General features: G+C 69.4%; 19 protein-coding genes and 2 tRNA genes. 6 read left to right on the top strand and 15 right to left on the bottom strand.

Features of this window, described 5'->3' with window-relative positions:
• Position 1: 1 nt before the first annotated feature.
• The 3 genes from ACFXJL_RS09915 to ACFXJL_RS09905 form a co-directional block, all read right to left on the bottom strand.
• Entirely contained in the window at positions 2 to 1,516 is a 1,515-nt protein-coding gene (locus tag ACFXJL_RS09915) for a bifunctional folylpolyglutamate synthase/dihydrofolate synthase (protein ID WP_384690891.1), read from the bottom strand.
• A 66-nt stretch (positions 1,517 to 1,582) separates the two neighbouring features.
• Positions 1,583 to 2,743, bottom strand: a complete 1,161-nt coding sequence (locus tag ACFXJL_RS09910; protein ID WP_358879016.1) for an ATP-binding protein — start codon at positions 2,741 to 2,743, stop codon at positions 1,583 to 1,585.
• 1,910 nt (positions 2,744 to 4,653) lie between these two features.
• Positions 4,654 to 7,275: a valine--tRNA ligase gene (locus ACFXJL_RS09905; RefSeq protein WP_358882516.1), complete on the bottom strand. Its 2,622-nt coding sequence runs from the start codon at positions 7,273 to 7,275 to the stop codon at positions 4,654 to 4,656.
• A 135-nt stretch (positions 7,276 to 7,410) separates the two neighbouring features.
• Between ACFXJL_RS09905 and ACFXJL_RS09900 the strand changes: the two genes are divergently transcribed.
• The gene (locus ACFXJL_RS09900) at positions 7,411 to 8,406 is read left to right on the top strand and encodes a hypothetical protein (RefSeq protein ID WP_358882517.1); all 996 of its coding nucleotides are present in this window, start codon (positions 7,411 to 7,413) and stop codon (positions 8,404 to 8,406) included.
• Between the two features lie 75 nt (positions 8,407 to 8,481).
• On the opposite strand, the gene clpX is transcribed toward ACFXJL_RS09900, so the two are convergent.
• The 5 genes from clpX to ACFXJL_RS09875 form a co-directional block, all read right to left on the bottom strand.
• Complete coding sequence (gene clpX / locus ACFXJL_RS09895; RefSeq protein ID WP_329027479.1) at positions 8,482 to 9,765, bottom strand: ATP-dependent Clp protease ATP-binding subunit ClpX; 1,284 nt, start codon at positions 9,763 to 9,765, stop codon at positions 8,482 to 8,484.
• 145 nt (positions 9,766 to 9,910) lie between these two features.
• The gene (locus ACFXJL_RS09890) at positions 9,911 to 10,585 is read right to left on the bottom strand and encodes an ATP-dependent Clp protease proteolytic subunit (RefSeq protein ID WP_358882518.1); all 675 of its coding nucleotides are present in this window, start codon (positions 10,583 to 10,585) and stop codon (positions 9,911 to 9,913) included.
• A gap of 93 nt (positions 10,586 to 10,678) precedes the next feature.
• On the bottom strand, positions 10,679 to 11,284 hold the full coding sequence (locus ACFXJL_RS09885; protein ID WP_358882520.1) for an ATP-dependent Clp protease proteolytic subunit: 606 nt from the start codon (positions 11,282 to 11,284) through the stop codon (positions 10,679 to 10,681).
• A 238-nt stretch (positions 11,285 to 11,522) separates the two neighbouring features.
• A complete protein-coding gene (tig, locus tag ACFXJL_RS09880; RefSeq protein ID WP_384690886.1) occupies positions 11,523 to 12,944 on the bottom strand; it encodes a trigger factor in 1,422 nt (473 codons plus the stop codon).
• Positions 12,945 to 13,124: 180 nt separating this feature from the next.
• Positions 13,125 to 13,201, bottom strand: a tRNA-Pro gene (locus ACFXJL_RS09875).
• Positions 13,202 to 13,377: 176 nt separating this feature from the next.
• Between ACFXJL_RS09875 and ACFXJL_RS09870 the strand changes: the two genes are divergently transcribed.
• A tRNA-Gly gene (locus ACFXJL_RS09870) sits at positions 13,378 to 13,451 on the top strand.
• Positions 13,452 to 13,632: 181 nt separating this feature from the next.
• On the opposite strand, the gene ACFXJL_RS09865 is transcribed toward ACFXJL_RS09870, so the two are convergent.
• Positions 13,633 to 13,827, bottom strand: a complete 195-nt coding sequence (locus ACFXJL_RS09865) for a hypothetical protein (RefSeq protein ID WP_329018827.1) — start codon at positions 13,825 to 13,827, stop codon at positions 13,633 to 13,635.
• A gap of 421 nt (positions 13,828 to 14,248) precedes the next feature.
• Between ACFXJL_RS09865 and ACFXJL_RS09860 the strand changes: the two genes are divergently transcribed.
• Complete coding sequence (locus tag ACFXJL_RS09860; RefSeq protein ID WP_384690883.1) at positions 14,249 to 15,442, top strand: acyltransferase family protein; 1,194 nt, start codon at positions 14,249 to 14,251, stop codon at positions 15,440 to 15,442.
• Between the two features lie 20 nt (positions 15,443 to 15,462).
• On the opposite strand, the gene ACFXJL_RS09855 is transcribed toward ACFXJL_RS09860, so the two are convergent.
• Positions 15,463 to 15,909 carry an HD domain-containing protein gene (locus ACFXJL_RS09855; protein WP_358881794.1) on the bottom strand — a complete coding sequence of 149 codons (447 nt, stop codon included), beginning with the start codon at positions 15,907 to 15,909 and terminating at the stop codon, positions 15,463 to 15,465.
• 292 nt (positions 15,910 to 16,201) lie between these two features.
• Here ACFXJL_RS09855 and ACFXJL_RS09850 point away from each other — a divergent pair, with 292 nt between their 5' ends.
• The 3 genes from ACFXJL_RS09850 to ACFXJL_RS09840 are packed head-to-tail and all read left to right on the top strand — an operon-like array spanning position 16,202 to position 19,729.
• Positions 16,202 to 17,488: a lycopene cyclase family protein gene (locus ACFXJL_RS09850; RefSeq protein WP_358881795.1), complete on the top strand. Its 1,287-nt coding sequence runs from the start codon at positions 16,202 to 16,204 to the stop codon at positions 17,486 to 17,488.
• Entirely contained in the window at positions 17,448 to 18,185 is a 738-nt protein-coding gene (locus ACFXJL_RS09845; protein ID WP_358881796.1) for a class I SAM-dependent methyltransferase, read from the top strand. The genes ACFXJL_RS09850 and ACFXJL_RS09845 overlap by 41 nt, the downstream gene beginning before the upstream one ends.
• Positions 18,182 to 19,729 carry an FAD-dependent oxidoreductase gene (locus ACFXJL_RS09840; protein ID WP_384690879.1) on the top strand — a complete coding sequence of 516 codons (1,548 nt, stop codon included), beginning with the start codon at positions 18,182 to 18,184 and terminating at the stop codon, positions 19,727 to 19,729. The genes ACFXJL_RS09845 and ACFXJL_RS09840 overlap by 4 nt, the downstream gene beginning before the upstream one ends.
• A gap of 40 nt (positions 19,730 to 19,769) precedes the next feature.
• On the opposite strand, the gene ACFXJL_RS09835 is transcribed toward ACFXJL_RS09840, so the two are convergent.
• The 5 genes from ACFXJL_RS09835 to ACFXJL_RS09815 all read right to left on the bottom strand — a co-directional run bounded on the left by ACFXJL_RS09835 (position 19,770) and on the right by ACFXJL_RS09815 (position 25,743).
• The gene (locus tag ACFXJL_RS09835) at positions 19,770 to 20,813 is read right to left on the bottom strand and encodes a DUF5914 domain-containing protein (RefSeq protein ID WP_384690876.1); all 1,044 of its coding nucleotides are present in this window, start codon (positions 20,811 to 20,813) and stop codon (positions 19,770 to 19,772) included.
• Positions 20,810 to 21,805 (bottom strand): phytoene/squalene synthase family protein, encoded by a 996-nt coding sequence (locus ACFXJL_RS09830; RefSeq protein WP_384690873.1) that lies wholly within the window; start codon positions 21,803 to 21,805, stop codon positions 20,810 to 20,812. The genes ACFXJL_RS09835 and ACFXJL_RS09830 overlap by 4 nt, the downstream gene beginning before the upstream one ends.
• Positions 21,802 to 23,355 carry a phytoene desaturase gene (locus tag ACFXJL_RS09825; protein ID WP_384690870.1) on the bottom strand — a complete coding sequence of 518 codons (1,554 nt, stop codon included), beginning with the start codon at positions 23,353 to 23,355 and terminating at the stop codon, positions 21,802 to 21,804. Before ACFXJL_RS09825 ends, ACFXJL_RS09830 begins: the two co-directional genes overlap by 4 nt.
• The gene (locus ACFXJL_RS09820) at positions 23,352 to 24,800 is read right to left on the bottom strand and encodes a polyprenyl synthetase family protein (RefSeq protein WP_384690867.1); all 1,449 of its coding nucleotides are present in this window, start codon (positions 24,798 to 24,800) and stop codon (positions 23,352 to 23,354) included. The genes ACFXJL_RS09825 and ACFXJL_RS09820 overlap by 4 nt, the downstream gene beginning before the upstream one ends.
• Positions 24,801 to 25,311: 511 nt before the next feature.
• Positions 25,312 to 25,743, bottom strand: a complete 432-nt coding sequence (locus tag ACFXJL_RS09815; protein ID WP_358881802.1) for a MarR family winged helix-turn-helix transcriptional regulator — start codon at positions 25,741 to 25,743, stop codon at positions 25,312 to 25,314.
• Positions 25,744 to 25,823 lie beyond the last annotated feature (80 nt).

Raw genomic sequence — 25,823 nt, 5'->3', positions numbered from 1 at the left:
TCTAGCCCTTCCCCAACAGCAGCCGGGCCTCGCCGACCGTGATCACCGAACCGGTCACCAGAATCCCGGCTCCGGCGTACTCGGCCTCTTCCTCCGCCAGAGTGACGGCGGCCTCCAGGGCCTCGTCGAGCCGCGGCTCGACCACGACCCGTTCGTCCCCGAACACCTCCACGGCCACCGCAGCCAAAGCGTCCGCGTCCATCGCACGGTGGCTGGAGTTCTGGGTGACGACGACCTCTGCGAACACCGGCTCGAACGCCTCCAGGAAGCCCCTCACGTCCTTGTCGGCGCTCGCGCCCACCACACCGATCAACCGTGAGAAGCCGAACGCCTCCGTGATCGCCTCTGCGGTCGCACGGGCACCGGCCGGGTTGTGCGCCGCGTCGAGCACCACCGTGGGGCTGCGCCGGACGATCTCCAGCCGACCAGGGGACGACACGGCCGCGAACGCCTTGCGGACCGCATCCACGTCCAGCGTCCTGGCGTGCTGCGAACCGATGCCGAAGAACGCCTCCACCGCGGCGAGCGCCACCGCCGCATTGTGCGCCTGGTGCGCACCGTGCAGCGGGAGGAACACATCCGGGTAGTCCCCGCCGAGGCCGCGCAGGGTCAGCAACTGACCGCCGACCGCGACCTCCCGCGCCGAGACACCGAACTCCATGCCCTCCCGGGCGACCGTGGCATCGACCTCCACGGCCTTCTTCAGCATCACCTGGGCCGCATCGACCGGCTGCTGCGCCAGGATCACCGTGGCGCCCTGCTTGATGACCCCGGACTTCTCCACGGCGATCTCGGCATGCGTACCACCCAGCCGGTCCGTGTGGTCCAGGTCGATGGGGGTGATCACGGCCACGGAGGCATCGATCACATTGGTCGCGTCCCACGCGCCGCCCATGCCGACCTCGACGACCGCCACGTCCACGGGTGCATCGGCGAAGGCGGCGTACGCCATCCCCGTCAGCACCTCGAAGAAGGAGAGGCGAAACTCCTGGGAGGCGTCGACCATCTCCACATAAGGCTTGATGTCCTCGTACGTGGAGATGAAGCGCTCCGCGTCGATGGGCGCGCCGTCCAGACTGATCCGCTCGGTGATCGACTGCACATGGGGCGAGGTGTAGCGGCCCGTACGCAGCTCGAACTCGCAGAACAGGGCCTCGATCATCCGGGCCGTCGACGTCTTGCCGTTGGTGCCCGTGATGTGGACGGACGGGTACGCCCGCTGGGGCTCACCGAGCACGTCCATCAGCGCAGCGATCCGGGCAACGGACGGTTCGAGCTTGGTCTCACCCCAACGGGTGGCCAGATCCGCCTCCACCGCACGGAGCGCCTTGTCCACCTCCGGGTCGGCGGGCCGCGATGGCACCGCATCGGCCTGCGGGAAATCGGCACGGGTGCGCAGCGTGCGGCTCCCGGCCTCGATCACCGCCAAGTCAGGGTCGCGGTCGGTCTCCGCCTCGACGATCTCGTCGAACGGGTCGGGCTCGCCTGCGTCGGCGTCATGCGGGTGCTCGCTCACGGGTCCAGTCTAAAGTCCGGGGGTGCCCCGGCATCCCCGGGTCGCACCAGAAGCACCCCCTCGGCGCTACGAACCCGGGCGCCCCACGGGGAGCAGCGCCACCACCTCGTACGCACCGCCCTGGGGTGCCGCGCTCAGTGTCCCGCCCATGCTGCGGACCCGCTCGCGCATGGAGAAGGTCCCGGTGCCGCTGGACACGGGCGCCCGCAGCGGGGCCGACTTCGGCAGCGCATTGCGGGCCGTGACGCGGAGCCTGCCGCCCTCCAGGGCTATGGTCACCGTCACCCGTTCGCCAGGCGCGTGCTTCGCGGCGTTCGTCAGACACTCCTGGACCACGCGGTAGACGGCCGACTGCCGCAGCGGAGAGATGCGGCGCGCCGGTTCACCGATGTGCAGGGAGACCGGGCTCCCCATCCGCTCACTCTCCCGGGCGAGCTCCGGGAGGCCCTCCAGACCCGGGGTGGCCGTCCGCTCGTCCGCACGGTGCACGATCGTGTCGTTGAGCATCAGATGCGCGCGCCGTGCGGTGTCCGCCAGTTCCTCGAAGTCCTTCTGGCAGTCGGTGCCGCGGGACCGGGCCGAGAGCACCTCAGCCCGCACGGCCAGCACGGTCAGCTCCCGCCCCACCAGATCGTGTACGTCCCGGGCCACTGACGTCCGCTCTGCCTGCACCGCCTGTAGCGCGACCGTCTCGGCCCGCTGGGCTTCCAGCGCCCGCACCAGGTCGGCCCGATACGCCGCTATACCGACACCACAGGCCAGCACCCCGATCGGAACCACCAACCCGAGGAACCCGGACAGGCTCGCGGGGTGCTCGGGCCAACCGGGCAGGGTGAAGAGGGCATACGCGAAGACGACGTAGCCAAAGGTGGCGAGAGCCCCCGTCCATCTGCCGCGGAAACGCCCCAGCGAGTACAGGGCGAACTGGATGAGGGTGAGCTCGTGCAGCCAGCCGAGCAACAGCAGGGCCACCAGATACGGCACCCAGGGCCACCGCCGCCGCACCACCAGGGTCGCGGCGCCCACCGCAAGGACCAGGGTGGCCGTCAGCCCGGTGAGGGCGTTGTCGGCATGGGCGAGCCCGGGGACGTCCAGCACCATCAGGGAGAACGCGCTGAGCGCGGTGATGCAGTCCAGAGCACGAGGAGAGGTCGCCCACCGACGGGCACACCCACGCGAGACGGCGAGAACACGCCGCAGAACGTAGGAGAGGGGTGCAAAGGGCATGGGGGCATCATGCCGCGAGGAAAGAGGGGTGGGGGTGGGGGTGTAGCTGTTTCCGGGTGGAGCCCGTGCCTGGGTTTCCGCCTTGGACGGTGGAGGGTTCCGTCCTCAAACGCCGGACAGGCTGGGCTTGGTCCGGGGCTGCGGGCCCTAGCTGTTTCCGGGTGGAGCCCGCGCCTGGGTTTCCGCCTTGGGGGGCGGGGGGTTCCGTCCTCAAACGCCGGACGGGCTGGGTGGGGTGGGTGGAGCCTGTGCTGTGGCTTGGCCTTGGGGGGCGGGGCTTTGGGGGGTCCGGGTACGGGTCTTGGTTTGGTTCGGCTTGTGGGGGTGCTTTCGGGCGTGACTCCTCAGCGCCGGCGGCCAGCGGCTGATCCGTAGGTGACAGCCCTGAAGCCGCCGACGCTTCCGGGGACACCCCCTGCGCGCCCCCAATACCGCAACCAGCCACGCCTACCCCTAGCCCATCCGCAAGTCGGCCTCAGAACGGACGCCCAGTAGCGCAACTGGCGCTGCTCGCCCCGGCTCCATCCACGGGTTGAGCTCAGGGGGAGCGCCTGATACCCCAATCCGGCATGCCTGCCCCGGCTCCATCCACAGGTTAGGAGGCTCAGGGGCGGGGAGCTGCCCGGTATCGCAACTGGATCTGCTCACCCCTGCCCCCATCCACAGATGAGTCCCGTATGGGTGGTGCTCGTCGGTCCGTGGGGCAGTGTCCAAGGACCTCGGCCGGGCCTGATGCACCCGGTCCCCGTCTACAGGCTGGGCCCGGGAGGGCAGAGTCTGGCGACTGCGTGAGGTTGACCAGTCCAAGGAAGTTGTTTGGTCCACGGACTGGGTCCGGTCGGGAAAGGCAAGGAAACGGAGGGTGTGGCCCCGAACCCGGGCCGAGCTGGGGTTCGACTCGAACCAGTGGGCGACGGTTGGTCGGCGTCCCGACGCGACCCTGAGCCCGGCCCGGCGGACCGGCTCTACCCATGGCGATGTCGCTGCGGTGCCCGATTGGGCGGGTGGCTTAGAGGCGGACCCAACGGCCGCTGCGGGACAGATCGCTCGCACCCCGCGCAATGGAAAGGACCGAAGGGAGAGACCGAAGACACCAATGACCGGGCCGTCATGTCCCCGCACTTCCGGGACCGGATTCGGCGCCGGTGTTCAACCAGGTGAGCGAAAGACTGGCTAGCGCGAGAAATGCCCCAGACGCTCCCGTCTCCGAATCCACCCTGCGGCTGGCAAATCGCCCCCGCACCGAGCACCCGGCCGATGGTCTACGGCGCGTCGGTCACCCGCAAAAAACTCGTCACCGGGACCTCTGCCCCATTGGCGAGCCAAGACCCCATCCAAGGCGCGACCTATGGACAAGCAGGGGTAAGCAGAGCCAGTTGCGGTATCGGGCGCTCTCCACCCCTGAGCCCAACCCCTTAACCCGTGGATGGAGCCGGGGCGAGCAGCGTCAGTTGCGACACTGGGCGCCCGTCCTGAGCCCGACTTACGGATGGGCTAGGGGCAAGCGGACCTGGTTGCGGTATTGGGGGCGCGCAGGGGGTGTCCCCGGAAGCGTCGGCGGCTTCAAGGCTGTCACCAACGGGCCAGCCGCTGGCCGCCGGCGCTGAGGAGTCACGCCCGAAAGCACCCCCACCACCCGAACCAACCCAAACCCCGCACCCGGACCACCCAAAGCCCCGCACCCCAAGGCCAAGCCACAGCACAGGCTCCACCCACCCCACCCAGCCCGTCCGGCGTTTGAGGACGGAACCCCCCGCCCCCCAAGGTGGAAACCCAGGTGTGGGCCTCACCCGGAAACAGCTAGGCCCCGCAGCTCTGGTCCCAGCCCAGCCCGTCCGGCGCTTGAGGACGGAACCCTCCACCCCCCAGGGTGGAAACCAGGCGCGGGCCCACCCGGAAACAGCTCCCCCCTACCCCTCCGGCAAGTTCCCCAGTTGCGAAGTGATCCGAGTGATCTCCTCTTCGGCCTTGGCCAGGCGCACCCGGATCTTCTCCACGACGTTGTCGGGGGCCTTCGCGAGGAACGCCTCGTTCCCCAGCTTGCCCTCTGCTTGCTGCTTCTCCTTCTGCGCTGCCGCCAGGTCCTTCGTCAGCCGCTTGCGCTCCGCAACCACGTCGATCGTGCCCGACAGGTCGAGGGACACGGTCGCCCCCGCCACCGGCAGGGTCGCGGTGGCGCTGAATGCGTCGCCCTCCGGCTGGAGCCTGAGCAACTGGCGGATGGCGGCCTCGTGCGGTGCCAGTGCCGTGGCGCCGAGGTCCAGGCGGGCCGGGACCCGCTGGCCCGGCTGGAGGCCCTGGTCGTTGCGGAAGCGGCGGACTTCGGTGACGACCCGCTGGACCAGCTCGATCTCCTGCTCGGCCGCTGTGTCCCGGAATCCGCTGTCGTTGGGCCAGTCGGCGATGACCAGTGATTCCTTGCCGGTCAGCGTGGTCCACAGGGTCTCGGTGACGAAGGGGACGATCGGGTGGAGCAGTCGCAGTGTCACGTCCAGGACCTCACCGAGGACCCGGGCGGAGACCTTGGCCTGCTCGCCGCCGGCGAAGTACGTCGTCTTCGAGAGCTCGACGTACCAGTCGAACACCTCGTCCCACGCGAAGTGGTAGAGCGCGTCGGAGAGCTTGGCGAACTGGTAGTCGCCGTAGAGGGCGTCCACCTCGGCCACGGTGGTGTTGAGGCGGGACAGGATCCAGCGGTCGGCCGCGGAGAGCTGCTCGACCGGGGGCAGTTCGCCTTCGACCGTGGCGCCGTTCATCAGGGCGAAACGGGTGGCGTTCCAGATCTTGTTGGCGAAGTTGCGGGATGCCTGGACCCAGTCTTCGCCGATCGGCACGTCCGCACCGGGGTTGGCGCCGCGTGCGAGCGTGAAGCGGACCGCGTCGGAGCCGTAGGTGTCCATCCAGTCCAGCGGGTCCACCGCGTTCCCGAACGACTTGGACATCTTCTTGCCGTTCTCGTCGCGGACGAGACCGGTCAGGGCGACGGTCTTGAAGGGTGCTTCGCCGTCCATGGCGTACAGACCGAACATCATCATCCGGGCCACCCAGAAGAAGATGATGTCGTGTCCGGTGACCAGGACGTCGGTGGAGTAGAACTTCTTCAGGTCCTGGGTCTGCTCCGGCCAGCCGAGTGTGGAGAACGGCCACAGACCGGAGGAGAACCAGGTGTCGAGGACGTCCTCGTCCTGGGTCCATCCCTCGCCGCTCGGCGGCTGCTCGTCGGGGCCGACGCAGACGGTTTCGCCGTTGGGCCCGTACCAGACGGGGATGCGGTGGCCCCACCACAGCTGCCGGGAGATGCACCAGTCGTGCATGTTGTCGACCCAGTCGAAGTAGCGCTTCGACAGGTCGGCCGGGTGGATGGCCACGCGCCCGTCCCGGACCGCGTCGCCCGCGGACTGCGCAAGGGGCCCGACCTTGACCCACCACTGGAGGGAGAGTCGGGGCTCGATGGTGGTCTTGCAACGGGAGCAGTGCCCCACGGAGTGGACGTAGGGGCGCTTCTCGGCGACGATCCGCCCCTGCTGGCGCAGTGCCGCAACGATCGCCGAACGCGCTTCGAAGCGGTCGAGGCCCTCGAAGGGACCGGGCACGGTGATCACGGCCCGCTCGTTCATGATCGTGAGGGATTCCAGGCCGTGGCGCTGGCCGATGGCGAAGTCGTTCGGGTCGTGCGCCGGGGTCACCTTGACCGCGCCCGTGCCGAACTCCGGGTCCACATGGGTGTCCGCGACGACGGGGATCGTCCGGTCGGTCAGCGGCAGTTTGATCCGCTTGCCGATGAGGTGGGCGTACCGGGGGTCGTCGGGGTGGACCGCGACGGCGGTGTCACCGAGCATCGTCTCGACCCGCGTGGTCGCGACGACGAGGGTGTCGTCGCCTTCTCCGTACTTCAGGGAGACCAGTTCGCCGTTGTCGTCCTGGTAGTCGACCTCGATGTCGGAGATCGCGGTGAGACACCGGGGGCACCAGTTGATGATGCGCTCGGCGCGGTAGATCAGCTCGTCGTCGTAGAGGTTCTTGAAGATGGTCTGGACGGCCCGTGAGAGGCCCTCGTCCATGGTGAAGCGTTCACGGCTCCAGTCGAGACCGGCGCCGAGTCGACGGAGTTGGCCGAGGATGCGGCCTCCGTACTCTTCCTTCCACTGCCAGACCCGGTCGGTGAACTCCGCACGGCCGAGGTCATGACGGGACTTGCCCTCTTCGGCAAGTTGCTGTTCGACCTTGTTCTGGGTGGCGATGCCCGCGTGGTCCATGCCGGGGAGCCACAGCGCCTCGTATCCCTGCATCCGCTTGCGGCGGGTGAGGGCGTCCATGAGCGTGACCTGGAAGGCGTGGCCCAGGTGGAGCGCTCCGGTGACGTTGGGCGGTGGAATGACGATGGTGTACGGGGGCTTCTCGCTCTTGGCGTCCGCCGTGAAGTAACCGCGCTCTACCCAGCGCTCGTACAGCTTCCCCTCTACCTGGGCCGGCGCGTACTGGGTCGGCAGTTCGGGGGTGCTGGCTGGCTGCTGCTGAGTGTTCTCGGTCACGAGCCCAGTTTAGGGGTGTCACAGCGTCGTACTGAAACGGGAAAGTTCGGTAACGGTGTGACCCCCGTCGCCCCACTGGAACAGGGCTTAGGTGAGGATGTTCGGGCCACATAAATATCTGGAGGGGAACCCAGAATGAGTGAGAACCAGCCGGGCCCGTACGGGGGACCGCCGCAGCAGCCCGGGCCGTACGGCCAGCCGGGCCCCTACGGCCAGCAGCCGCAGGCCCCGCAGCCCGGCTATGGATATCCGCAGCAGGGCCAGCCCGGCCCGTACGGGTATCCGCAACAGGCCCCCCAGGGTGTACCCCAACAGCCGAATCCCTACAGCCAGCCCCAGCAGCCCGGCCAGTGGAGCGCACCGCAGCAGCCCGGCGCGTACGGTCAGCAGCCGCAGTATCCGGGGCAGGTCCCCCCTCCGCCGCCGGCCCCGAAGAAGAAGACCGGGTTGATCATCGGCATCGGGGTGGTGGCCCTCGCGGTGGTCGCCGGCGGTGCGTTCTTCCTGCTGCGTGACAGCGGCACCAGCAACAGCACGGTGTCCGCCAGTACCAAGGGGTACAAGCTCACCCCCGCCGCGTCGGTCGGCGAGTACAAGAAGGGCGACCAGGAGAGGTCCGGTCCCCTTCCCGCGAAGGACAAGAAGGAAGCCGAGTCCTACGGCATCAAGAACGCGACCCAGGTGACCGTCACCTACAGGTCGGGCTCGGCGGCCAATCCTTTGAAGGGACGTGTGGCGACTTTCAGCGGGTTGTGGGGTGAGGTCACCGATCCCGGCAAGGCGATCGACGGCTACTTCGCAGGCATCGGCAAGGACGATGACCAGAAGAACGCCGATGTCGGGGTCGAGTTGATCGGCAGCCCGACCGACGTCACGCCCGAGGGCTTCGAAGGCGCGCTGATGAAGTGCCAGGACGTGAAGCTGACGCCGAAGAACGACGCCGCTGGCACGGGGCCCAAGCAATTGGAGATCCCCATGTGTGTCTGGGCCGACTACAGCACCATCGCCGCCATCAATTCGATCGACATCGCCGAGGCGGCGGGTCAGGGCGGCAGCGGCGAGAAAATGACCCAGGAGAAGCTCGCGGAACTGACCGCCAAGTTCTACGAGACCTCGCGGACGAAGGTCTGACGGACGCAGTGTCCACTCGGACATGGAGAAGGGGCGCCCTCTGGGAGGGCGCCCCTTTCTCGTGCTTCTGGGTCGTCAGGCTGACTTCTCGTGCCGACCGTCGTTCTTCACGATCCTCGGCACCAGTGTCGGGTTGACGTTGTTGCGCACCACGTCGGCCGTGATGACCACGCGGGCCACGTCCTTGCGCGACGGCACTTCGTACATCACCGACTGGAGGACCTCCTCCATGATGGCGCGCAGTCCACGGGCGCCGGTGCCGCGCAAGATGGCCTGGTCGGCGATGGCTTCCAGGGCCGGGCGGTCGAAGTCCAGCTCTACGCCGTCGAGTTCGAAGAGGCGCTGGTACTGCTTGACGAGGGCGTTGCGCGGCTCGACCAGAATCTGAAGCAGCGCCTCGCGGTCCAGGTTGTGGACCGAGGTCAGCACGGGCAGACGGCCGATGAACTCGGGGATCATCCCGAACTTCACCAGGTCTTCCGGCATGACCTCCTGGAACTGGTTGCTCGCCTCGATCTCGCGCTTGGAGCGGATCGTGGCCCCGAATCCGATGCCCTTGGCACCCGCGCGGGACTCGATGATCTTCTCCAGGCCGGCGAACGCGCCGCCCACGATGAACAGGACGTTCGTCGTGTCGATCTGGATGAACTCCTGGTGCGGGTGCTTGCGTCCGCCCTGGGGCGGTACGGAGGCGGTGGTGCCCTCCAGGATCTTCAGCAGTGCCTGCTGGACGCCTTCGCCCGAGACGTCGCGGGTGATCGAGGGGTTCTCGCTCTTGCGGGCGACCTTGTCGATCTCATCGATGTAGATGATCCCGGTCTCGGCCTTCTTGACGTCGTAGTCCGCCGCCTGGATCAGCTTGAGCAGGATGTTCTCGACGTCCTCGCCGACGTAACCCGCTTCCGTCAGCGCGGTCGCGTCCGCGATGGCGAAGGGCACGTTGAGCATGCGGGCCAGGGTCTGGGCGAGCAGGGTCTTGCCGGAGCCGGTGGGGCCGAGGAGGAGGATGTTCGACTTGGCGAGCTCGATGGCGTCCTCGCGGCCCTGGGCGCCGCCGTTCTCGCCTGCCTGGACCCGCTTGTAGTGGTTGTAGACCGCTACGGAGAGGGCCTTCTTCGCCGGCTCCTGGCCGACGACGTAGCTTTCGAGGAACTCATAGATCTCGCGCGGTTTGGGCAGTTCCTCCCACCGCACTTCGGAGGTCTCTGCGAGCTCCTCCTCGATGATCTCGTTACAGAGGTCGATGCACTCGTCGCAGATGTACACACCCGGGCCTGCGATGAGCTTCTTCACCTGCTTCTGGCTCTTTCCGCAGAACGAGCACTTGAGCAGGTCGCCGCCATCACCGATGCGTGCCACGAGGTGCTTCCCCTTCGCCTGGGAGCGGCTTGGTTCAGCCTGCTCCTGGTGCCTCATATCCGACGGTACCTTGCCGGGGCCCTCGTTCGGGCCCCCCTTGGCGCGGTTCACATGGTCGTGCACCGCACCAAGGGTGACTCACCGGTCAGGCCGCAGTGGCGGCCGTGCTCTTGCGGGTGGAGACGATCTGGTCGATCAGACCGTACGCGAGTGCGTCCTCAGCGGTCAGGATCTTGTCGCGCTCGATGTCGTCGCGAACCTTCTCGATCGGCGTCGTCGAGTGCTTGGCGAGCATCTCTTCCAACTGCTCGCGCATCCGCAGGATCTCCTTGGCCGCGATCTCCAGGTCGGAGAGCTGCTCACGGCCGGTCTGGGAGGACGGCTGGTGGATGAGGACGCGGGTGTGGGGCAGGGCCATCCGCTTGCCGGGGGTACCGGCGGCGAGCAGCACGGCCGCGGCGGAGGCCGCCTGGCCCATGCAGACCGTCTGGATGTCCGGCTTCACGAACTGCATCGTGTCGTAGATGGCGGTCAGCGCGGTGAAGGAGCCACCGGGGCTGTTGATGTAGATGGAGATGTCCCGGTCGGGGTCCATCGACTCCAGGCACAGCAGCTGCGCCATGACGTCGTTGGCGGAGGCGTCGTCGATCTGCACGCCGAGGAAGATGATGCGCTCCTCGAACAGCTTCGCGTACGGGTCGTACTCGCGCACGCCCTGGGAGGTGCGCTCGACGAAGCGCGGGACGACATAGCGGTTGTCCAGCTGCGTGCCGGTGTAGAGACCGCTCGCGGAGAAGTTGCTCATGTGGGTGTTCACCATCCTGGTGGCGTTCTGCGGGGCGTTTCGCGGGCTGGGGTGGCGGAACGGGGGCCTGAAACCGGGTCCGGTGCGCCTAGGGGCCGTACCGGGCGATCAGGCGCCGGTGCCGCCGCCGCCCGGGACACCCGACGCGGCGGAGATGATCTCGTCGATGAGGCCGTAGTCCTTGGCCTCCTGCGAGGTGAACCAGCGGTCGCGGTCGCCGTCGCGGATGATCGCCTCGACGGTCTGGCCGGAGTGGCGGGCGGTGATCTCCGCCATGCGCTGCTTCGTGCGCAGCAGGTACTCCGCCTGGATCTTGATGTCGGAGGCGGTGCCACCGAGTCCGGCCGAGCCCTGGTGCATGAGGATGTCGGTGTTCGGCAGCGCGAAGCGCTTGCCGGCCGCGCCACCGGTCAGCAGGAACTGGCCCATGGAGGCCGCCATGCCCATACCGATGGTGACCACGTCGTTCGGGATGTACTGCATGGTGTCGTAGACCGCCATGCCTGCCGTCACCGAGCCGCCGGGGCTGTTGATGTAGAGGTAGATGTCCTTGTCGGGGTCGGCGGCAAGGAGCAGCAGCTGCGCGGTGATCTTGTTGGCGATGTCGTCGTCGACCTGCTGGCCGAGGAAGATAATGCGCTCGCCGAGCAGCCGGCTGTAGACCTGGTCGCCGAGGCCACCACCGAGGGACGGCTCACCGGCGGCGAAAGGCATCAGATTCGTCACGTATCCACCTGCTCGTCTCTGACGGCTGCCTGCCGTCTCAGCGTCTTCGTAGCCGGGGGCGGGTACTCCCCTGCCCTCGTACTCATGGACCCTAACGCGCAGGTCGGACAACGCCATCCCGGTTCCCGAACTGTTCGCTCGGAGCGCAAGGTGGTTAGGGAAACCAGAGCGCGCAGGGCCCGGACACAACGGTGTCCGGGCCCTGCGCTGGGACTGCTGGGGAGGCTCAGGCGTCCTTGGCCGGCGTGGTCTCCGTGGCGTCGGTGGCCTCGGCGGACTCCTCCGCGACCTCGGCGGTCTCGGTGCTGGCCTCGACCGTCTCGGCGGCCTCTTCCTCGTCCACGTCCAGGTCAACGGGCTCGCCGTTGGTGTCGAGGACCTTCACGGCCTCGACGACCAGGGCCAGCGCCTTGCCGCGGGCGACCTCGCCGACGAGCATCGGAACCTGGTTGCCCTCGACGACCGCCTGCGCGAACTGGTCGGGGCTCATGCCGGAGGAGGCCGCGCGCCGCATGAGGTGCTCGGTGAGCTCCTCCTGGTTGACGTTCAGCTTCTCCTTGTTGACCAGCGCGTCGAGCAGGAACTGGGTCTTGATGCCCTTGACCGCCTGCTCCTTGGTCTCGGTCTCGAACTCCTCGACCGTCTTGCCCTGGATCTCCAGGTACTTCGTGAGGTCGAGACCCATCTGCCCGAGCTGGTGGTGCTCAAGGTTGTGCTTGCGGGTGTTGACCTCGTCCTCAAGGAGCTTCTCGGGGATCGGGATCTCGGCCAGCTTCAGCAGCTCTTCGAGCACGCGCTCCTGGGCCTGGGTGGCCTGGTCGTACTGCTTGGTGTTCTCCAGGCGCTTGCGGCTGTCGGCCTTCAGCTCGTCGAGCGTGTCGAACTCGCTGGCCAGCTGTGCGAAGTCATCGTCCAGCGCGGGCAGCTCGCGGGCGGCGACCTGGGTGATCTTGACGGTGACCTCGGCCTCCTTGCCCGCTGCGGAGCCGCCCTTGAGCTCGGAGGTGAAGGTGGCCTCGCCACCGACCTCCAGGCCCTTCACGGCGTCGTCGATGCCGTCGAGGAGCTCACCGGAGCCGATGGTGTAGGGAATGGCGTTGGCGACGCCGTCCTCCAGCACCTCTCCGTCGACCTTGGCCTCCAGGTCGATCGTGACGACGTCGCCGTCTTCGGCGGCGCGCTCGACCGGCGAGGTGGAGGCGAACCGGTCGCGCAGCTGCTCCACGGCCTTGTCGATGTCCTCTTCGGTGACCTCGACGGAGTCCACGGTGACCTCGATGCCGGAGTAGTCCGGGATCTCGATCTCGGGACGGATGTCGACCTCAGCGGTGAAGTTCAGCGTGTCGCCGTCCTTCAGCTCGGTGATGTCGACCTCGGGCTGACCGAGGGGATTGATCTCCGCCTCGTTGACCGCTTCGGTGTAGAACTTCGGAAGGGCGTCGTTGACGGCCTCCTCCAGCACAGCACCACGGCCGAACCGCTGGTCGATCACTCGGGCCGGGACCTTGCCCTTACGGAAGCCCTTGACCGTGACCTGCTGGTTGATCTTCTTGTACGCCGCGTCGAGGCTGTCCTTGAGCTCCTCGAAGGGCACCTCGACAGTGAGCCGAACCCGGGTCGGGTTCAGGGTCTCCACGGCGCTCTTCACGGTTCGGTCTCCTTGGTGGCTGAAATACTGGGGTTCTACCGCGTCCACCGCACACTGTGGGGACTCAGCTGATCGGCCCGGATCACGTCTCAGTCGTCGGACACACGGGCACGCAGCTTGCATAGTAGCCGCACGCAGGATGAGCCCCACAATGCGATCTTGTGAGGGCTCGGATGGTGTTGGTCGGGGTGGCCGGATTCGAACCGACGACCTTCCGCTCCCAAAGCGGACGCGCTACCAAGCTGCGCCACACCCCGTTGGTGCGAGACGTAGGGTACAGGGTCTTCGGGGGCCGCTGCTGCCGGTTATCGCGGGGGTGGAGGCGTACGCGGGGGCTCGCACGGAAGCGGTGTGCGTCCTCGCCCTGCGACCCGCTACGATGCTTCTCGTACCGACGGCCGCTCCCACGGGGGTGACCTGCGGTGCGAGCTTTGCGGGCGTAGCTCAATGGTAGAGCCCTAGTCTTCCAAACTAGCTACGCGGGTTCGATTCCCGTCGCCCGCTCCATACATGGCTTCGGGCCCGGTCAGACACGATGGTGTGACCGGGCCCGAAGCCATTTCGCATGGTTCTGGCACTGAACTGGTCTGGCGGTGTTCGCGGTGCGGGCCGGGCGGCCCGTGGGGCCGCTGGCACGTCGTGCGGCGCCCAGGGGCGCCGAGTCGCGATCAGGTCGAGCGGTCGTCCGTCAAAAACTGATGTCGTTGATCGTGTTCGCTATCGACGTGAGGAATCTGTCGATCGAAGGGGCCATGCCCGACGACGCCAGGAAGAAGCCGAAAAGGATCGCAACGATGCTGGGCCCGCCCTTGAGCGAGCCCGAGCGGATCATGACGACCATGATGATGCCCAAGAGCAGCACCACAGACAGTGAAATGGCCACAACAGATCACACCCTAGGTCGGTCCGCTCGCCGGCCAGGGTCGTGCGACTCTGCACATCCCCCGCCTCATGAACATCGTGCCACCAACTGGGCCTTCTATGCCGCCATCTGACACATCGGCGACGACGGAATCTCGCCATCCGACCTGTCCGAGTGGCGCGGACCACAGCCAGGAGGGGGATCGGGGGAGGAATTCAACCCGATCGTTTCCCGGTGCGCACCGGTCGGTCACCGTGCACGCACATCTGGAGGGCGGAACAAGCAACGAGCACCTCACACCCTCCAAAACCATGGGTGATATGAGCCATTTAAGGTGTATTAAATAGGTGAAAGCGGACAAATATTTTTGGTTTGAGATTCCCTGACAGGGCAGCCGAAGAGTGTTTTACGTCCTCCCACACGGCTAGTTAGGGTGCCTCGAATGTTCCACGCTCCCCTTGGATCGCGCAGAACCCCGGGCCCCCAAGCCCGGGAGCCGAGCTCCGTGTCCGCGGCGACTGTGACCGATACGACGTCCCCCGAGAGAGTCTCAACATCGCCCGCCGCGACGACACATGGCCCCGCAGCCCCGCCCCGGGAAAGTTCGGCCGCCCCCCGGCGGGACGCCTTCTTCGACAACGCCAAGTACCTGGCGATCGTCCTGGTGGCCATCGCCCACGCATGGGAACCGGTCATGGAGGGCAGCCGCGCCTCGCGGGCGCTGTACATGCTCGTCTACACCTTCCACATGCCGGCGTTCATCATCGTCTCGGGCTACTTCTCACGGAGCTACAGCGGCCGTCCCCACCAGGTCAGACGGCTGCTGACCGGAATCGCCCTCCCCTATGTGGTCTTCGAGTTGCTGTACTCGCTGTTCAGGCGCTGGGCCGGTGATGAGCCGGGGCAGCCCATCAGCCTTCTCGACCCCTTCTATCTGACCTGGTTCCTGGCGGCCCTCTTCATCTGGCGGTTGACGACCCCGCTCTGGCGTCAGATCCGCCGGCCGCTGCCCGTCGCCCTGGTCGTCGCCTCGCTCGCGGCCCTCACCCCCGGCATCGGCGACGACCTCAATCTCCAACGCGTACTCCAGTTCCTGCCGTTCTTCGTCCTCGGGCTTGTCCTGCGCCCCGAGCACTTCCAACTGGTACGCCGTCCCGAGATCCGCGTGCTGTCGCTACCGCTCATCGCCGGCGCCTTCGCCCTCGCCTACTGGCTCGCGCCGTCAACGGACCTCGGCTGGTTCTACCGCTCCTCCAGCGCACAGGAATTGGGCGCCTCGTGGTGGACGGGCATCGTGATGACCCTGCTGCTCTTCTGCTGCGGAGCCGTCCTGACCGTGGCGTTCCTCTCGTGGGTGCCGCGGCGGCGGACCTGGTTCACCGTGCTGGGCGTGGGCACCATCTGCGGCTATCTGCTGCACGGCTTCCCCCTGAAGGCCGCCGAGTACGCGGGGGTGTTCGAGACCTACGACTGGCTCAGCGATCCCGCCGGCGAGGTGCTGCTGACCGTGGTCACGGCGGCCCTGGTGACCCTGATGTGCACTCCCCCGGTCCGTAGGGCCCTGCGCTGGGCGACCGAGCCCGAGATGCGCTGGGCGTTTCGCCGGGACGCGACCGATCTGGGGCCGGGGCGCTGAGTGCGGCGCAGGGCCATGACTCAGCTGAGCCCCAGGAGCTCCCGGGTCTTCGCGTATTTCGCGATCAGCCGGGTCCGGGTGGCCTCGTCCAGGGCGGCCAGCCGCTGCGGGTCGGTGTTGTGCGCCAGGTCGGCCTCCTTCACCAGCAGGGCGCCGGGGGTGGCCAGGATGCGCCGGGTATAGCTCTCCATGTCCTCGCCCTCGCCTTTGGTGAGGGCGAGGACGATGTCCTTGACGGACTGCGGAAGCTCGGCGGTCTGGAGCCACTCCAGCGACAGGACGTGGTCCTCCACCGCGTCGTGGAGCCATCCGGCGGCGATCTGCTCGTCGCTGCCGCCGCGGGCGCGCACGCCGTTGGCGACCGCGGCGATGTGCTGGGCGTAGGGCTGACCGGTCTTGTCGGTCTGGCCTTCGTGGGCGGCTCGGGCGATGGCTTCGATCTCCGCGAGCGTCAGGGACTGCGACATGGGGCGACTGTACGGCGCCGGGGTTCCGCGCGCCCCTCGTACGGGGACGGCCTTCGGCTGCGCGGACGAATCGGGACGCCCTGCATCCAACGAGCCCCCTCGACCGGAATTCACCGTGGCGGAGTGTTCGTTCCACTCCGCCACGCGGGCCCCCGCCGGTTGGCGGGGTTGACGTCGTCGGGGCGGGCAGACTCGCTGCCATCGGACCGTGCCGCCCGCCCGGTGCCCCCGGGCCATGGCATTCGGGCCATGGCATTCGGACGCATCACGACAGAGCCGGGGAGGAATCGAAGTGAGCCAGGAGCTGATCGCGGCCGATGTGGTCATCGTCGGTGCGGGAGCCGCCGGGCTCACTCTCGCCCATGCGCTCACGGCCCCCGGCGGCAGACGCCTGTCGATCGTCCTGGTGGAGGCCCCCGAGGGTCCGCTACGGCCCCCCGATCGCACCTGGTGCTTCTGGGAAGAGGCCGAGGGGGAGTACGAGGACGCCGTGGTGGCGTCCTGGCGGCGGTTGCGGGTCCACGGCGCCGACGGGGAGCGGATCGAACGCGAGCTGGATGCCCTGCGCTACAAGATGGTCCCCTCCACCCGGTTCGAAGAGGTCGTCTCGGAGCGGCTCGGAAGCACATCAGGCGTACGCCGGGTGACGGCGACGGCCCATGAGGTCCGCCAGGTGTCCGAGGGAGCCGAGGTCCGGTGCACCACGGCTGACGGGGACGAACTGACCGTACGCGGCCGGTCCCTGTACGACTCGCGCCCACCGAGGGTGCGCCCGCCGTCCCGCACCACCCTGCTCCAGCACTTCCGCGGTTGGTTCGTCCACACCGACGGACCCGCCTTCGATCCGGACGTGGTCGAGCTGATGGACTTCCGCGTGCCCCAGCCCCGGCACGGGCTCGCCTTCGGCTATGTCCTTCCGCTCGGGCCGCGCGACGCCCTGGTGGAGTACACCGAGTTCTCCCGCGCGCCCTTGTCCCGGCAGGCGTACGAGTCCGCGCTTGAGCTGTACACGCGGGAGGTGCTGAAGCTCGGCCCGCTCCTGGTGCGCGGCGCCGAGGAGGGAGTGATCGCGATGACCGACGCACGCTTCCCGCGCCGGGCGGGATCGGCCGCCTTCCGCATCGGCGCGGCGGGCGGCGCGACCCGACCCGCCACCGGGTACACCTTCGCGGCCGTGCAGCGGCAGACCCGTGAGATCGCCGACGGGCTGCGCACCGAGGGACGGGCCACCGCCCCGGCACCCCATCCGCGCAGGGCGCTCGCCATGGACGCCGTGCTGCTGCGGGCGCTGGACACCGGTCGGATCGACGGACCCGACTTCTTCACCTCGCTCTTTCGCCACACGCCACCGGATCGACTGCTGCGCTTCCTCGACGGCCGCACCCGGCTGTGGGAGGACATCCGGATCGGCTTCACCACTCCCGTACGCCCCATGCTCCGTACCGCGCTGGAACTGCCGCTGCTGCGGCGCACCGCCGAGCGCGGCCCGGGTGCACACGGGGGCGGGCGGACTCCCCCACTCGCTGAGGAAGGCACTGATGACACTCCTGCGGGACCAGGACCTCGCCCACGCCTTTGACCGCGCCGCCGGTACGTATGACCGGCTGGTGGCGATGAACCCGGGCTACCACGCCGATCTGAGGCGTTCGGCCCGACGGCTCCGGCTGCCCGACGGCGGCGCGGGGTTGCGGCTGTTGGACCTCGGCTGCGGTACGGGCGCCTCCACGGCGGCCCTGCTGCGGGCCGCGCCGCACGCCGAGATCACCGCCGTCGACGCCTCCGCGGGCATGCTGGAGCGAGCGGCGGCGAAGCGCTGGCCGCAGCGCGTGAGTTTTCTGCACGCCTCGGCGGAGGAGTTGGCGCAGCAGGCCGGTGGGGAGGGGACGTACGACGCGGTCTTCGCCGCCTACCTCCTGCGCAATGTGACGGACCCGGACGGCGTACTCGCCTCGGTCCACTCCCTGTTGCGGCCCGGTGGACGGCTGGCCGTCCACGAGTACAGCCTGAGCGGGCTCGCGCCGCACCGGGCGGTGTGGACGGCCCTGTGCCGGGGAGTGATCATCCCGGCCGGCACCCTGACCGGCGACCGGGACCTCTACCACCACCTGTGGCGCAGCGTGCTGGCCTTCGACACCGCACCGCAGTTGGCCACCCGGCTCGTGCGCGCCGGGTGGGGCGGGGTGCGGATCGTACCGATGCCCGGTTGGAGCACCGGCGTCGTGCACACGTTCCTGGCGCGGCGCAGCGCGGCCCGAGCGGATGGGGTCGTGGCATGAGCAGGGGTGGCAGCGGCGCCCCGAGGCGGGGCAGGGACCGCAAGGCCCGGGTGCTGATGCCGGCGCCCGGTCGCGACAGATGTACGGGGCAGGGGCCGCACACGGCCGTCGTCGGAGGCGGCATCGCGGGTCTGGCGGCGGCGGTCGCACTGGCCGAACGCGGGGTGCGGGTAACGCTCCTGGAGAGCGAAACCGTCCTCGGCGGACGGCTGGCGGGGTGGCAGGACCAGTTGGCCGACGGCTCCACGGTGACGATGAGCCGAGGGTTCCACGCCTTCTTCCGCCAGTACTACAACCTGCGTGGGCTGCTGCGCCGGGCCGACCCTTCCTTGGCGGTGCTCTCCGGGCTGCCGGACTATCCGCTGCGCCACCGCGACGGGATGACGGACAGCTTCGCCCGGGTGCCGCGCACACCGCCGTGGAGCGCGCTGGGGTTCGTGGCGCTCAGCCCGACGTTCGGATGGCGGGATCTGGCCCGGATGGACCCACGGGCCGCGCTGCCGCTGCTCGACGTCCGGGTGCCACAGGTGTACGAGCGGTTCGACGGGGTCAGTGCCTGGGACTTCCTGCACTCGATCCGCTTCCCCGAGGCCGCGCACCACTTGGCGTTCGAGGTGTTCTCGCGGAGCTTCTTCGCCGATCCGAGGGAACTGTCGGCAGCCGAGCTGCTGGTGATGTTCCACATCTACTTCCTCGGTTCGTCCGAGGGGCTGTTGTTCGACGTGCCCCGCGAGCCGTACCCCGAGGCGCTGTGGGACCCGTTGGAGGACTATCTGCTGCGGCTCGGTGGGCAGGTGCGCAAGGGCTCCCCGGTCGAGGAGGTGCGTCCCGAGGCAGACGGCGGAGTCCTGGTGACGGCGGACGGGCGGCCCGAGCGGTACGACGCGGTGGTGCTGGCCCTGGATGTGGGCGGACTGCGCCGGCTGGTCGCCGCATCGCCGCAGCTGGGGGACCCTGGTTGGCGGCAGAACGTCGACGCGCTCCGCACGGCGCCGCCGTTCGTGGTGTCCCGGCTCTGGCTGGACCGGCCGGTGCGCGCCGATCGGGCGGGCTTCCTCGGGACCAGCGGCTATGACGGACTCGACAATGTGAGCGTCCTCGACCGCTGGGAGGGTCAGGCGGCCCGTTGGGCGGCGCGGACCGGTGGATCGGTGGTGGAGCTGCACGGGTACGCGGTCGCCGATGGCGCGGACCGGACGCTGGTGGAGAAGCGGCTCTCGGCCCAGCTCCACGAGGTGTATCCGGAGACCAGGGACGCCCGGGTCGTCGATGTCCGCCATGAATGGCGGGCGGACTGTCCGTTGTTCCCGGTCGGCGGGTTCCGTACCCGGCCGACCGTCCGCACCTCGCACCCCGGGGTGATGGTGGCGGGTGACGTGGTGCGGACGGAGTTGCCGGTGGCGCTGATGGAGCGGGCGGCGACGACCGGTTTCCTGGCGGCGAACGCCCTGTTGGAGCGGTGGGGCGTGCGGGGGCATCCGCTGTGGACCGTGCCGCACGGCGGGCGGTCGGGGGTGTTGCGGGCGCTGGCCGCACTGGGGTGAGGCGGTTCGGGTGGAGCGGGCACGGGCCGTGCCTCCGGGCTCAGCCGGGGAAGCGGCCCGTGCTCCGCAGTTGCCAGCGCCGTTCGGCGTAGGCGAGGTCGTCCCGCCACAGCCGGCCCGCGGCCCAGCGCATCAGTGGGCGCAGCGCGGGTGCGGCGGCCCGGGCGACGGCGAAGCCGGGCCGCTCGGACGTGGCCAGCACCGCTTCCACGACCGCGGTGTGCGGATTGCCGTGGGCGTCGGGCGCCAGGGGAGTGGCATGGGTCTCGACGACCGAGGTGGCGCCCTCGCCCTCCGTGATGTGCATGACGACCGTGCGGGGTTCGGGTGCGGTGAAGACGGCGCGTACGGGGACCACGAGCCGGCCGGCGACCTTGAAGGAGACGTCCACGGCGAACGCGTCCTCTCCTTCGGTGGTTTGGCTTTCCGGGGCTTGGACGACGGTCAGGTCCACGAAGGAGTACGGGTGGAACCAGGCGCCGTGCCAGGGGTCGAGCCGGTTCGCCACGATGTCCTCGGGCTCACACCGTCCCACCGCCGTGAACACGGCGTCGACGGCGGCCGTGGTCGGCCGTGGCGGAACCACGGGTTCGGGTAGCGGTTCCTCGCCGCCGATGGCGTCGAGCCTGACCCAGGCCAGTACCCCGTCGTCGTGGGCCGGGTAGGGCTCCCAGCCGGCGAAGGGGGAGCCGTCGAGGGCGAGGCCGTGCCAGTGGCAGACGAGGGTGCCGCAGGACACCCGACTGTCCTTGAGCGGGGCTCCGAGGTGGGGGCAGGCTCCGGGGCCGGCGGTGAGTGCTCCGGACCTGGCGCGCCAGACGACGACCTCGACCCCGCCGATGGTCCGGCCGAAAGGGCGGTCCGGGGTGATGTCCCGGGAGGCGCCGATGACGTACCAGTTGCCGCTGGGGCGGGTGGTGGCGCGTTTCAGCGCGGCGTCGATCAACGCGGGTTTCGCCTGCCGCCAGGTGGGTTCCTGCTGTTCCCAGGGGGTGCGTCCACCGGTGCGCAGCGGGAAGGTCCGACCTGTGCGCGGCGGGAAGGTTCGACCGTTGCGCGGCGGGAAGCCTCGGCGCGGTGTCATCGGCTCCCCCTCACTCCGGCGGCAACCGGTGCGTCATCGGCGCCTCCGGGTCGGGTGGGTCGGGTACGCAGCCGGGCCCCGACGATCGCGGCGAGGCCGCCGAGTGCCACGGCCGCGCGGCGTCTGCGGGGAACCACCGCCCTGCGGTGCAGTACGCGGTGGTCGTCGTCGGCGACCGCGTCGAGGATGCCTCCGTACAGGGTGAAGGCAGTACGGATGCAGGGTCGGGCGCGCGGGTCGAGCAGGTCGATGCCCGGTTCGGCTTCCCGGTAGACCTCGCGGTTGAGTGCGCAGGCGGCGATGAGGGCCTCGCGGATGCGGGGGTCGGTGCGTCCGGTGCGGCGGCTCCACAGGAGGAGGTCGCGGTCGACGCCATGGGCCGCCAGGAGGTCTTCGGGGAGATAGACCCGGCCCCGGTCGAGGTCCTCGCCGACGTCCCGGATGAAGTTGGAGAGTTGAAAGGCCACCCCGAGGGCCGCGGCGTGCGGTGCGGCCTCCTCACGGGGGGCGACCGTGCCCAGTACGGGGAGCATCTGGAGTCCGATGACGGCGGCGGAGCCGTGCATATAGCCGCGCAGGTCGTCATAGGTGGGATAGCGGGTGATGTGGAGGTCGCTGTGCATCGCGTGCATAAAGTCGGTGAAGAGTCCGGCGTCGATGTCGTGGGTGCGGGCGGTGTGGGCCAGCGCCCGGACGACGGGCTCGGTGCTGCGGCCGTCGTGCAGGGCGGTGACGAGTTGCCGTTGCAACGCGGTGAGTGTGCGGTCGCGTTCCTCGGGGGGCGCCGGTGAGTGGAGGTCGTCGACGATGTCGTCGGCCCAGCGGGCGAAGCCGTAGAGCGCGTGGACGGCGGACCGGCGTTCGATGGGGAGCAGCCGGGTGGCCAGGAAGTAGGTCTTTCCGTGGCGGGCGTTCAGCTGTCGGCAGTGGGTGTAGTCGGCGCGCAGCTCCGGGTCGGTGATCCCTGCCGCATCGAGTTCTCGCCGGGTCATCGGGCCTGCCTCTCCGGTTGGGGGGTGGTGGTGGGCGTGGGGCGGGGTGCGCGGGTGCGGGGCACGCGGGGCAGGCCGGTGATCCGGGCGGCTGCGAGCTTCCCGGAGATGAGCACGGTGGGGACGCCGACGCCGGGGGTGGTGCCGCAGCCGGCGAGCACGGCGTTGTCGATGCCGCGGACTAGGTTGCGCGGCCGGAACGGGCCGGTCTGGGCGAAGGTGTGCGCGGCGGAGAAGGGGGTGCCTGCGGCGTGCCCCTGGGCGGCCCAGTCGGCGGGGGTGATGAGGCGTTCCGCTTCGATGGAGTCGCCGAAGCCGGTGAGTCCGCGGCGTTCCAACTCGGAGATGAGTTGGTCCCGGTAGCGCGGGCCGAGGCCCTGCCAGTCGGCTGCTGAGGGGCCGATGTCGGTGTTGGGGCAGGGGGCGAGGACGTAGTGCAGATGTCGTCCTTCGGGGGCCAGGGACGGATCGTGGGTGGTGGGCCGGGTGATCAGCAGGGAGGGGTCGCTCATCAGCTGCCCGGTGCGGGTGAGTTCGTCGAAGGTGCGCTCCCAGGCATGACCGAAGGAGAGGGTGTGGTGCGCCAGTTCTGGCCAGGTGCGGTCGGTTCCGGCATGGATGACCACCGCCGACGGGGAGTGGCGCAGCCGCAGCGGGCGGCGCGGGGTCCGGCCGAGCAGCCCGTAGACGATGGGCAGGTCGGGGGTGAGGACGACGGCGTCACAGGGCAGTTCCGCTCCGGTGGACAACGCGACGGCGGTGATCCGGCCGCCCGAGCGGCGCAGCCCGGTCACTTCGGTGTCGTAGTGGAAGACGGCTCCGGCGTCCGTGGCGGAGTCGGCCATCGCCCGTGGCAGGGCGTGCATGCCGCCGCGCGGGAAGTGGACGCCGGCGATGGTGTCCATGTACGCGATCACGGCGTACGCGGCGAGGGCGCGGGCGGGTGGGACTCCGGCGTACAGGGCTTGGAAGGAGAAGACGCGGCGCAGCCGGGGGTCGTTGAGGAAGCGGCCGATCTGGCTGTCGAGGGTGCCGAAGGCGCGCAGCGCCGCAAGTCGGGCGAGGTCGGGGTGGAGGAGTTGGAGCGGTGAGTCGAAATTGGTGTCGATGAATCGATTCATCTGTGCCCGGTAGAGGGCGTGGAGCCAGTGCCTGAGTCGACGGTATCCGGCTGCTTCCGCGGGTCCGGCGAAGCGGCGGATCTCCTCCTCCATGGCGTCCGCACCGGTGTGGACGTCCAGTTGGGAGCCGTCGGCGAAGCGGGCCCGGTAGGCGGGGTGGAGTTCGGTGAGCTGGAGGCGGTCGGCGAGGGAGTCGCCCACGGCGGCGAAGGCGTCGTCGGCGAGTTCGGGCATGGTGAGCACGGTCGGGCCGGTGTCGAGGTGGTAGCCGCCGAGGAGTTCATGGCCGGCCCGGCCGCCGGGCTCCGCGCCACGTTCGACCACGGTCACCCGTCGGCCGGCGCCCAGGAGGTGGAGCGCCGCGGAGAGCCCGGACAGGCCGGCTCCGACGACCACGACATGGTCGGTTGCGCCGCTGATGGTCCTCATGGTCGGCCTCCGGTGGTGGGCGCCGGTGGTGTGGCGCTGGTACGCCCCCTGCCGATCCCCTCCGCGGCGGCGGGGTCGTTCGGGTGGGTGTCGGCCGTCGGCCGTGGGGGGTTCGTACGTCGGTCGGGTGCGCGGGGTGGGCCGGTGGGGGCGGCTGCGGCCCGTTCGATCAGTCGGGTGAGGGCGTCGATGACGTGGGCGGTCTGCGGGGTGGGGGGTGCGGGGGTGGTGTGGGGTGCACGGCGAACGGTGTGCAGATGGCGCACGCTCAGCTCCACCAGTCGTTCGATCTGCTCCTCGACGGCGGTGCGGGCGCCGGTCCGCTCGATGACCTCGCGCAGTTTGTCCAACTCCTGCTCGTCCAACTCCTGCTCGCCGAAGGGCGTCGAGTCACGGGAGGCCGGGTCGCGGGAGGCCGAAGTGGTCGCGCGGGTGAGGGCCCGTACGGCGTGGTGGTCGCCGGCCGCCCTGGCCCGTTGCACGGCGACGGCCCGTAGGTATGTGGGCTTGGCGTCACGGAGGTCTTCGCCGGAGGGCTTGCCGGTGACCGCGGGCTCGCCGTAGACGCCGAGGAGGTCATCGCGCAGTTGGAAGGCGATGCCCGCGCAGCGGCCGGCGGAGCGCAATGCGGCGGTGGTTGCTTCGTCGGCGCCGGCGAGGGCCGCGCCCAGTGCCAGGGGTCGTTCGACCGTGTAGAGGGCACTCTTGAGCCCGGCGATACGGACGGCCTGGGCGAGGCCCGTCGAGCGGTTGGCCTGGCCGTGGATGTCGAGGTACTGGCCGGCGATCAGTTCGGTGCGCAGGGCGCGCCACTCCTGGTGCAGCCTTCTGCCATGGGTGCAGGAGAGGGCGGTGACGCTCACCAGGTCATCGGCCCAGGACAGGGCGAGGTCTCCGCAGAGGACGGCGGCGGCGGTGCCGTACGCGGTGCTCGATCCGTGCATCCGGGCGCGGGCGTGGGCGGCGGTGAAGTCGGTGTGGACGGCGGGGGCGCCACGGCGTACGGGGGATGCGTCCATGACGTCGTCGTGGATCAGGGCGCAGCCTTGGAGGAGTTCCAGGGCCGCCCCGAGGTGGAGGGCTGCGTCGGCCTGCTCCAGGTCGCCGCCCGCTGCCTGCCAACCCCACCAGAGGAATCCGGCGCGCAGCCGCTTGCCGCCGCGCAGGACGAACTCGGCGAGCCGTGCGGCCATCTGGTCGGCGAAGACGGGGTCGATGCGGGCGGCTTCGCTCACCCGCTCGTGCAGATGGCGTTCCAGGACCCGTTCGACGGCGGTGACGAGTTCTTGGTGGGTGACCACTTCTTGGTGGGTGGACGGGGCCGCGGTCGGCTGCTGGCGTGGGCGGCCGTCCGTGCCGTGGTGGGCGGCCGGTGCCGTGGGCTGCGGCTGTGCCGGCTTCGGCTGTGGTGTCCGCATGGGCTCTGTCGTCCGCGTATCGATCATGCATACCCCCTTCGTTCGGTGCGGCGAGTGCACAGGACACTGACTCTTCGGCCGAAACTGCCCGTCTGGATGCGGTGATGCCTGCCCGTTCGGCGGCGATCCTGGCGGTGCTTCGCCCCGATGGGCGCGTGGGAGTGCCGGATGGGCCGTGCGGCGGGGAGGGAAGAAGCAGCGCCAGGAGCCCGGGTCCGGGCGTGGGCGCGTGCTCAGCGGAACGGGCCGGGGGCTGTGGATGGGTTCAGCGGGGCCGCGGGGCCGGCCGAGTCCGGCTCAAGGGCGGACGGCGTGCCCACTGGCTGGCGGGGCCGCTCCCGTACGAGCAGGTTCATGGACCCGCGGGCGGACGGTCGCACGACGCGGCAACGGCATCCGGTCTCGGTCGGGCAGCGGCATCCGGTCTCGGTGGGGATCCGGGCGACGACAGCGGACGGTCGCACTGCGCGGGCGTCGAAACGGCATCCGACGGGGGTAGCGCGGGCGGGGCCCGCAAGGTGGCCGAAGCCCGGCGAGGTCAGTCCTCGGAGCAGGAGAAGTGGTCGGGCGAGGTGTTGATCCTGGTCAGGAGGGCACGCAGGGTGGTTCGTTCCTGATCGGAGAGATCGGTGAACAGCTCTCCCTCAACCTCCGCGAGGACCTCGTCGGACCTGCGCAGGGCGGCGACTCCGGAGGGTGTGATCTCCACGATGTGTCGACGACGGTCCGCCGGGTCACGACGGCGCAGGGCCAGTTCCTCGCGCTCCAGGTCGTTCAGGACGGCCACCAGCACGCTGGGGTCGACCTCCAGCATGTCGATCAATGCCTGCTGGCTCACCGGGCCGGAGTCGAGATGCTTCAGCGTCATCATGTGCCGCGGGGTGAGCCCGCTGGAGCTGAGCGCGGTCCGCAGCAGAACCTGGGCGATCGCACCATGCCTGGCCAGCAGAAACGCCAGTCCTTCAGCCATCTCTTCCGCACCGCGCGCCACCATGTGAATACCTTAACAGGCTCCCATTACCGAACTCCGTCAATCGTTGTTATGGTTCA

The organism is Streptomyces sp. NPDC059256 (genome assembly GCF_042753785.1).
Classification (GTDB): domain Bacteria; phylum Actinomycetota; class Actinomycetes; order Streptomycetales; family Streptomycetaceae; genus Streptomyces.
The sequence above is the reverse complement of the archived record's forward strand: the minus strand, read 5'-3'. Positions and strand labels throughout refer to the sequence as shown.

Excerpts from the sequence above, each read along its gene's own strand:
- ACFXJL_RS09820 (WP_384690867.1), bottom strand. The coding sequence starts at position 24,800 with ATGATCGATACGCGGACGACAGAGCCCATGCGGACACCACAGCCGAAG.
- ACFXJL_RS09855 (WP_358881794.1), bottom strand. The coding sequence starts at position 15,909 with ATGTCGCAGTCCCTGACGCTCGCGGAGATCGAAGCCATCGCCCGAGCC.
- ACFXJL_RS09890 (WP_358882518.1), bottom strand. The coding sequence starts at position 10,585 with ATGGTGAACACCCACATGAGCAACTTCTCCGCGAGCGGTCTCTACACC.
- ACFXJL_RS09860 (WP_384690883.1), top strand. The coding sequence starts at position 14,249 with ATGTTCCACGCTCCCCTTGGATCGCGCAGAACCCCGGGCCCCCAAGCC.
- ACFXJL_RS09825 (WP_384690870.1), bottom strand. The coding sequence starts at position 23,355 with ATGAGGACCATCAGCGGCGCAACCGACCATGTCGTGGTCGTCGGAGCC.
- ACFXJL_RS09910 (WP_358879016.1), bottom strand. The coding sequence starts at position 2,743 with ATGCCCTTTGCACCCCTCTCCTACGTTCTGCGGCGTGTTCTCGCCGTC.
- ACFXJL_RS09885 (WP_358882520.1), bottom strand. The coding sequence starts at position 11,284 with ATGCCTTTCGCCGCCGGTGAGCCGTCCCTCGGTGGTGGCCTCGGCGAC.
- ACFXJL_RS09840 (WP_384690879.1), top strand. The coding sequence starts at position 18,182 with ATGAGCAGGGGTGGCAGCGGCGCCCCGAGGCGGGGCAGGGACCGCAAG.
- ACFXJL_RS09815 (WP_358881802.1), bottom strand. The coding sequence starts at position 25,743 with ATGGCTGAAGGACTGGCGTTTCTGCTGGCCAGGCATGGTGCGATCGCC.
- ACFXJL_RS09900 (WP_358882517.1), top strand. The coding sequence starts at position 7,411 with ATGAGTGAGAACCAGCCGGGCCCGTACGGGGGACCGCCGCAGCAGCCC.
- ACFXJL_RS09830 (WP_384690873.1), bottom strand. The coding sequence starts at position 21,805 with ATGACCCGGCGAGAACTCGATGCGGCAGGGATCACCGACCCGGAGCTG.
- ACFXJL_RS09835 (WP_384690876.1), bottom strand. The coding sequence starts at position 20,813 with ATGACACCGCGCCGAGGCTTCCCGCCGCGCAACGGTCGAACCTTCCCG.
- ACFXJL_RS09845 (WP_358881796.1), top strand. The coding sequence starts at position 17,448 with ATGACACTCCTGCGGGACCAGGACCTCGCCCACGCCTTTGACCGCGCC.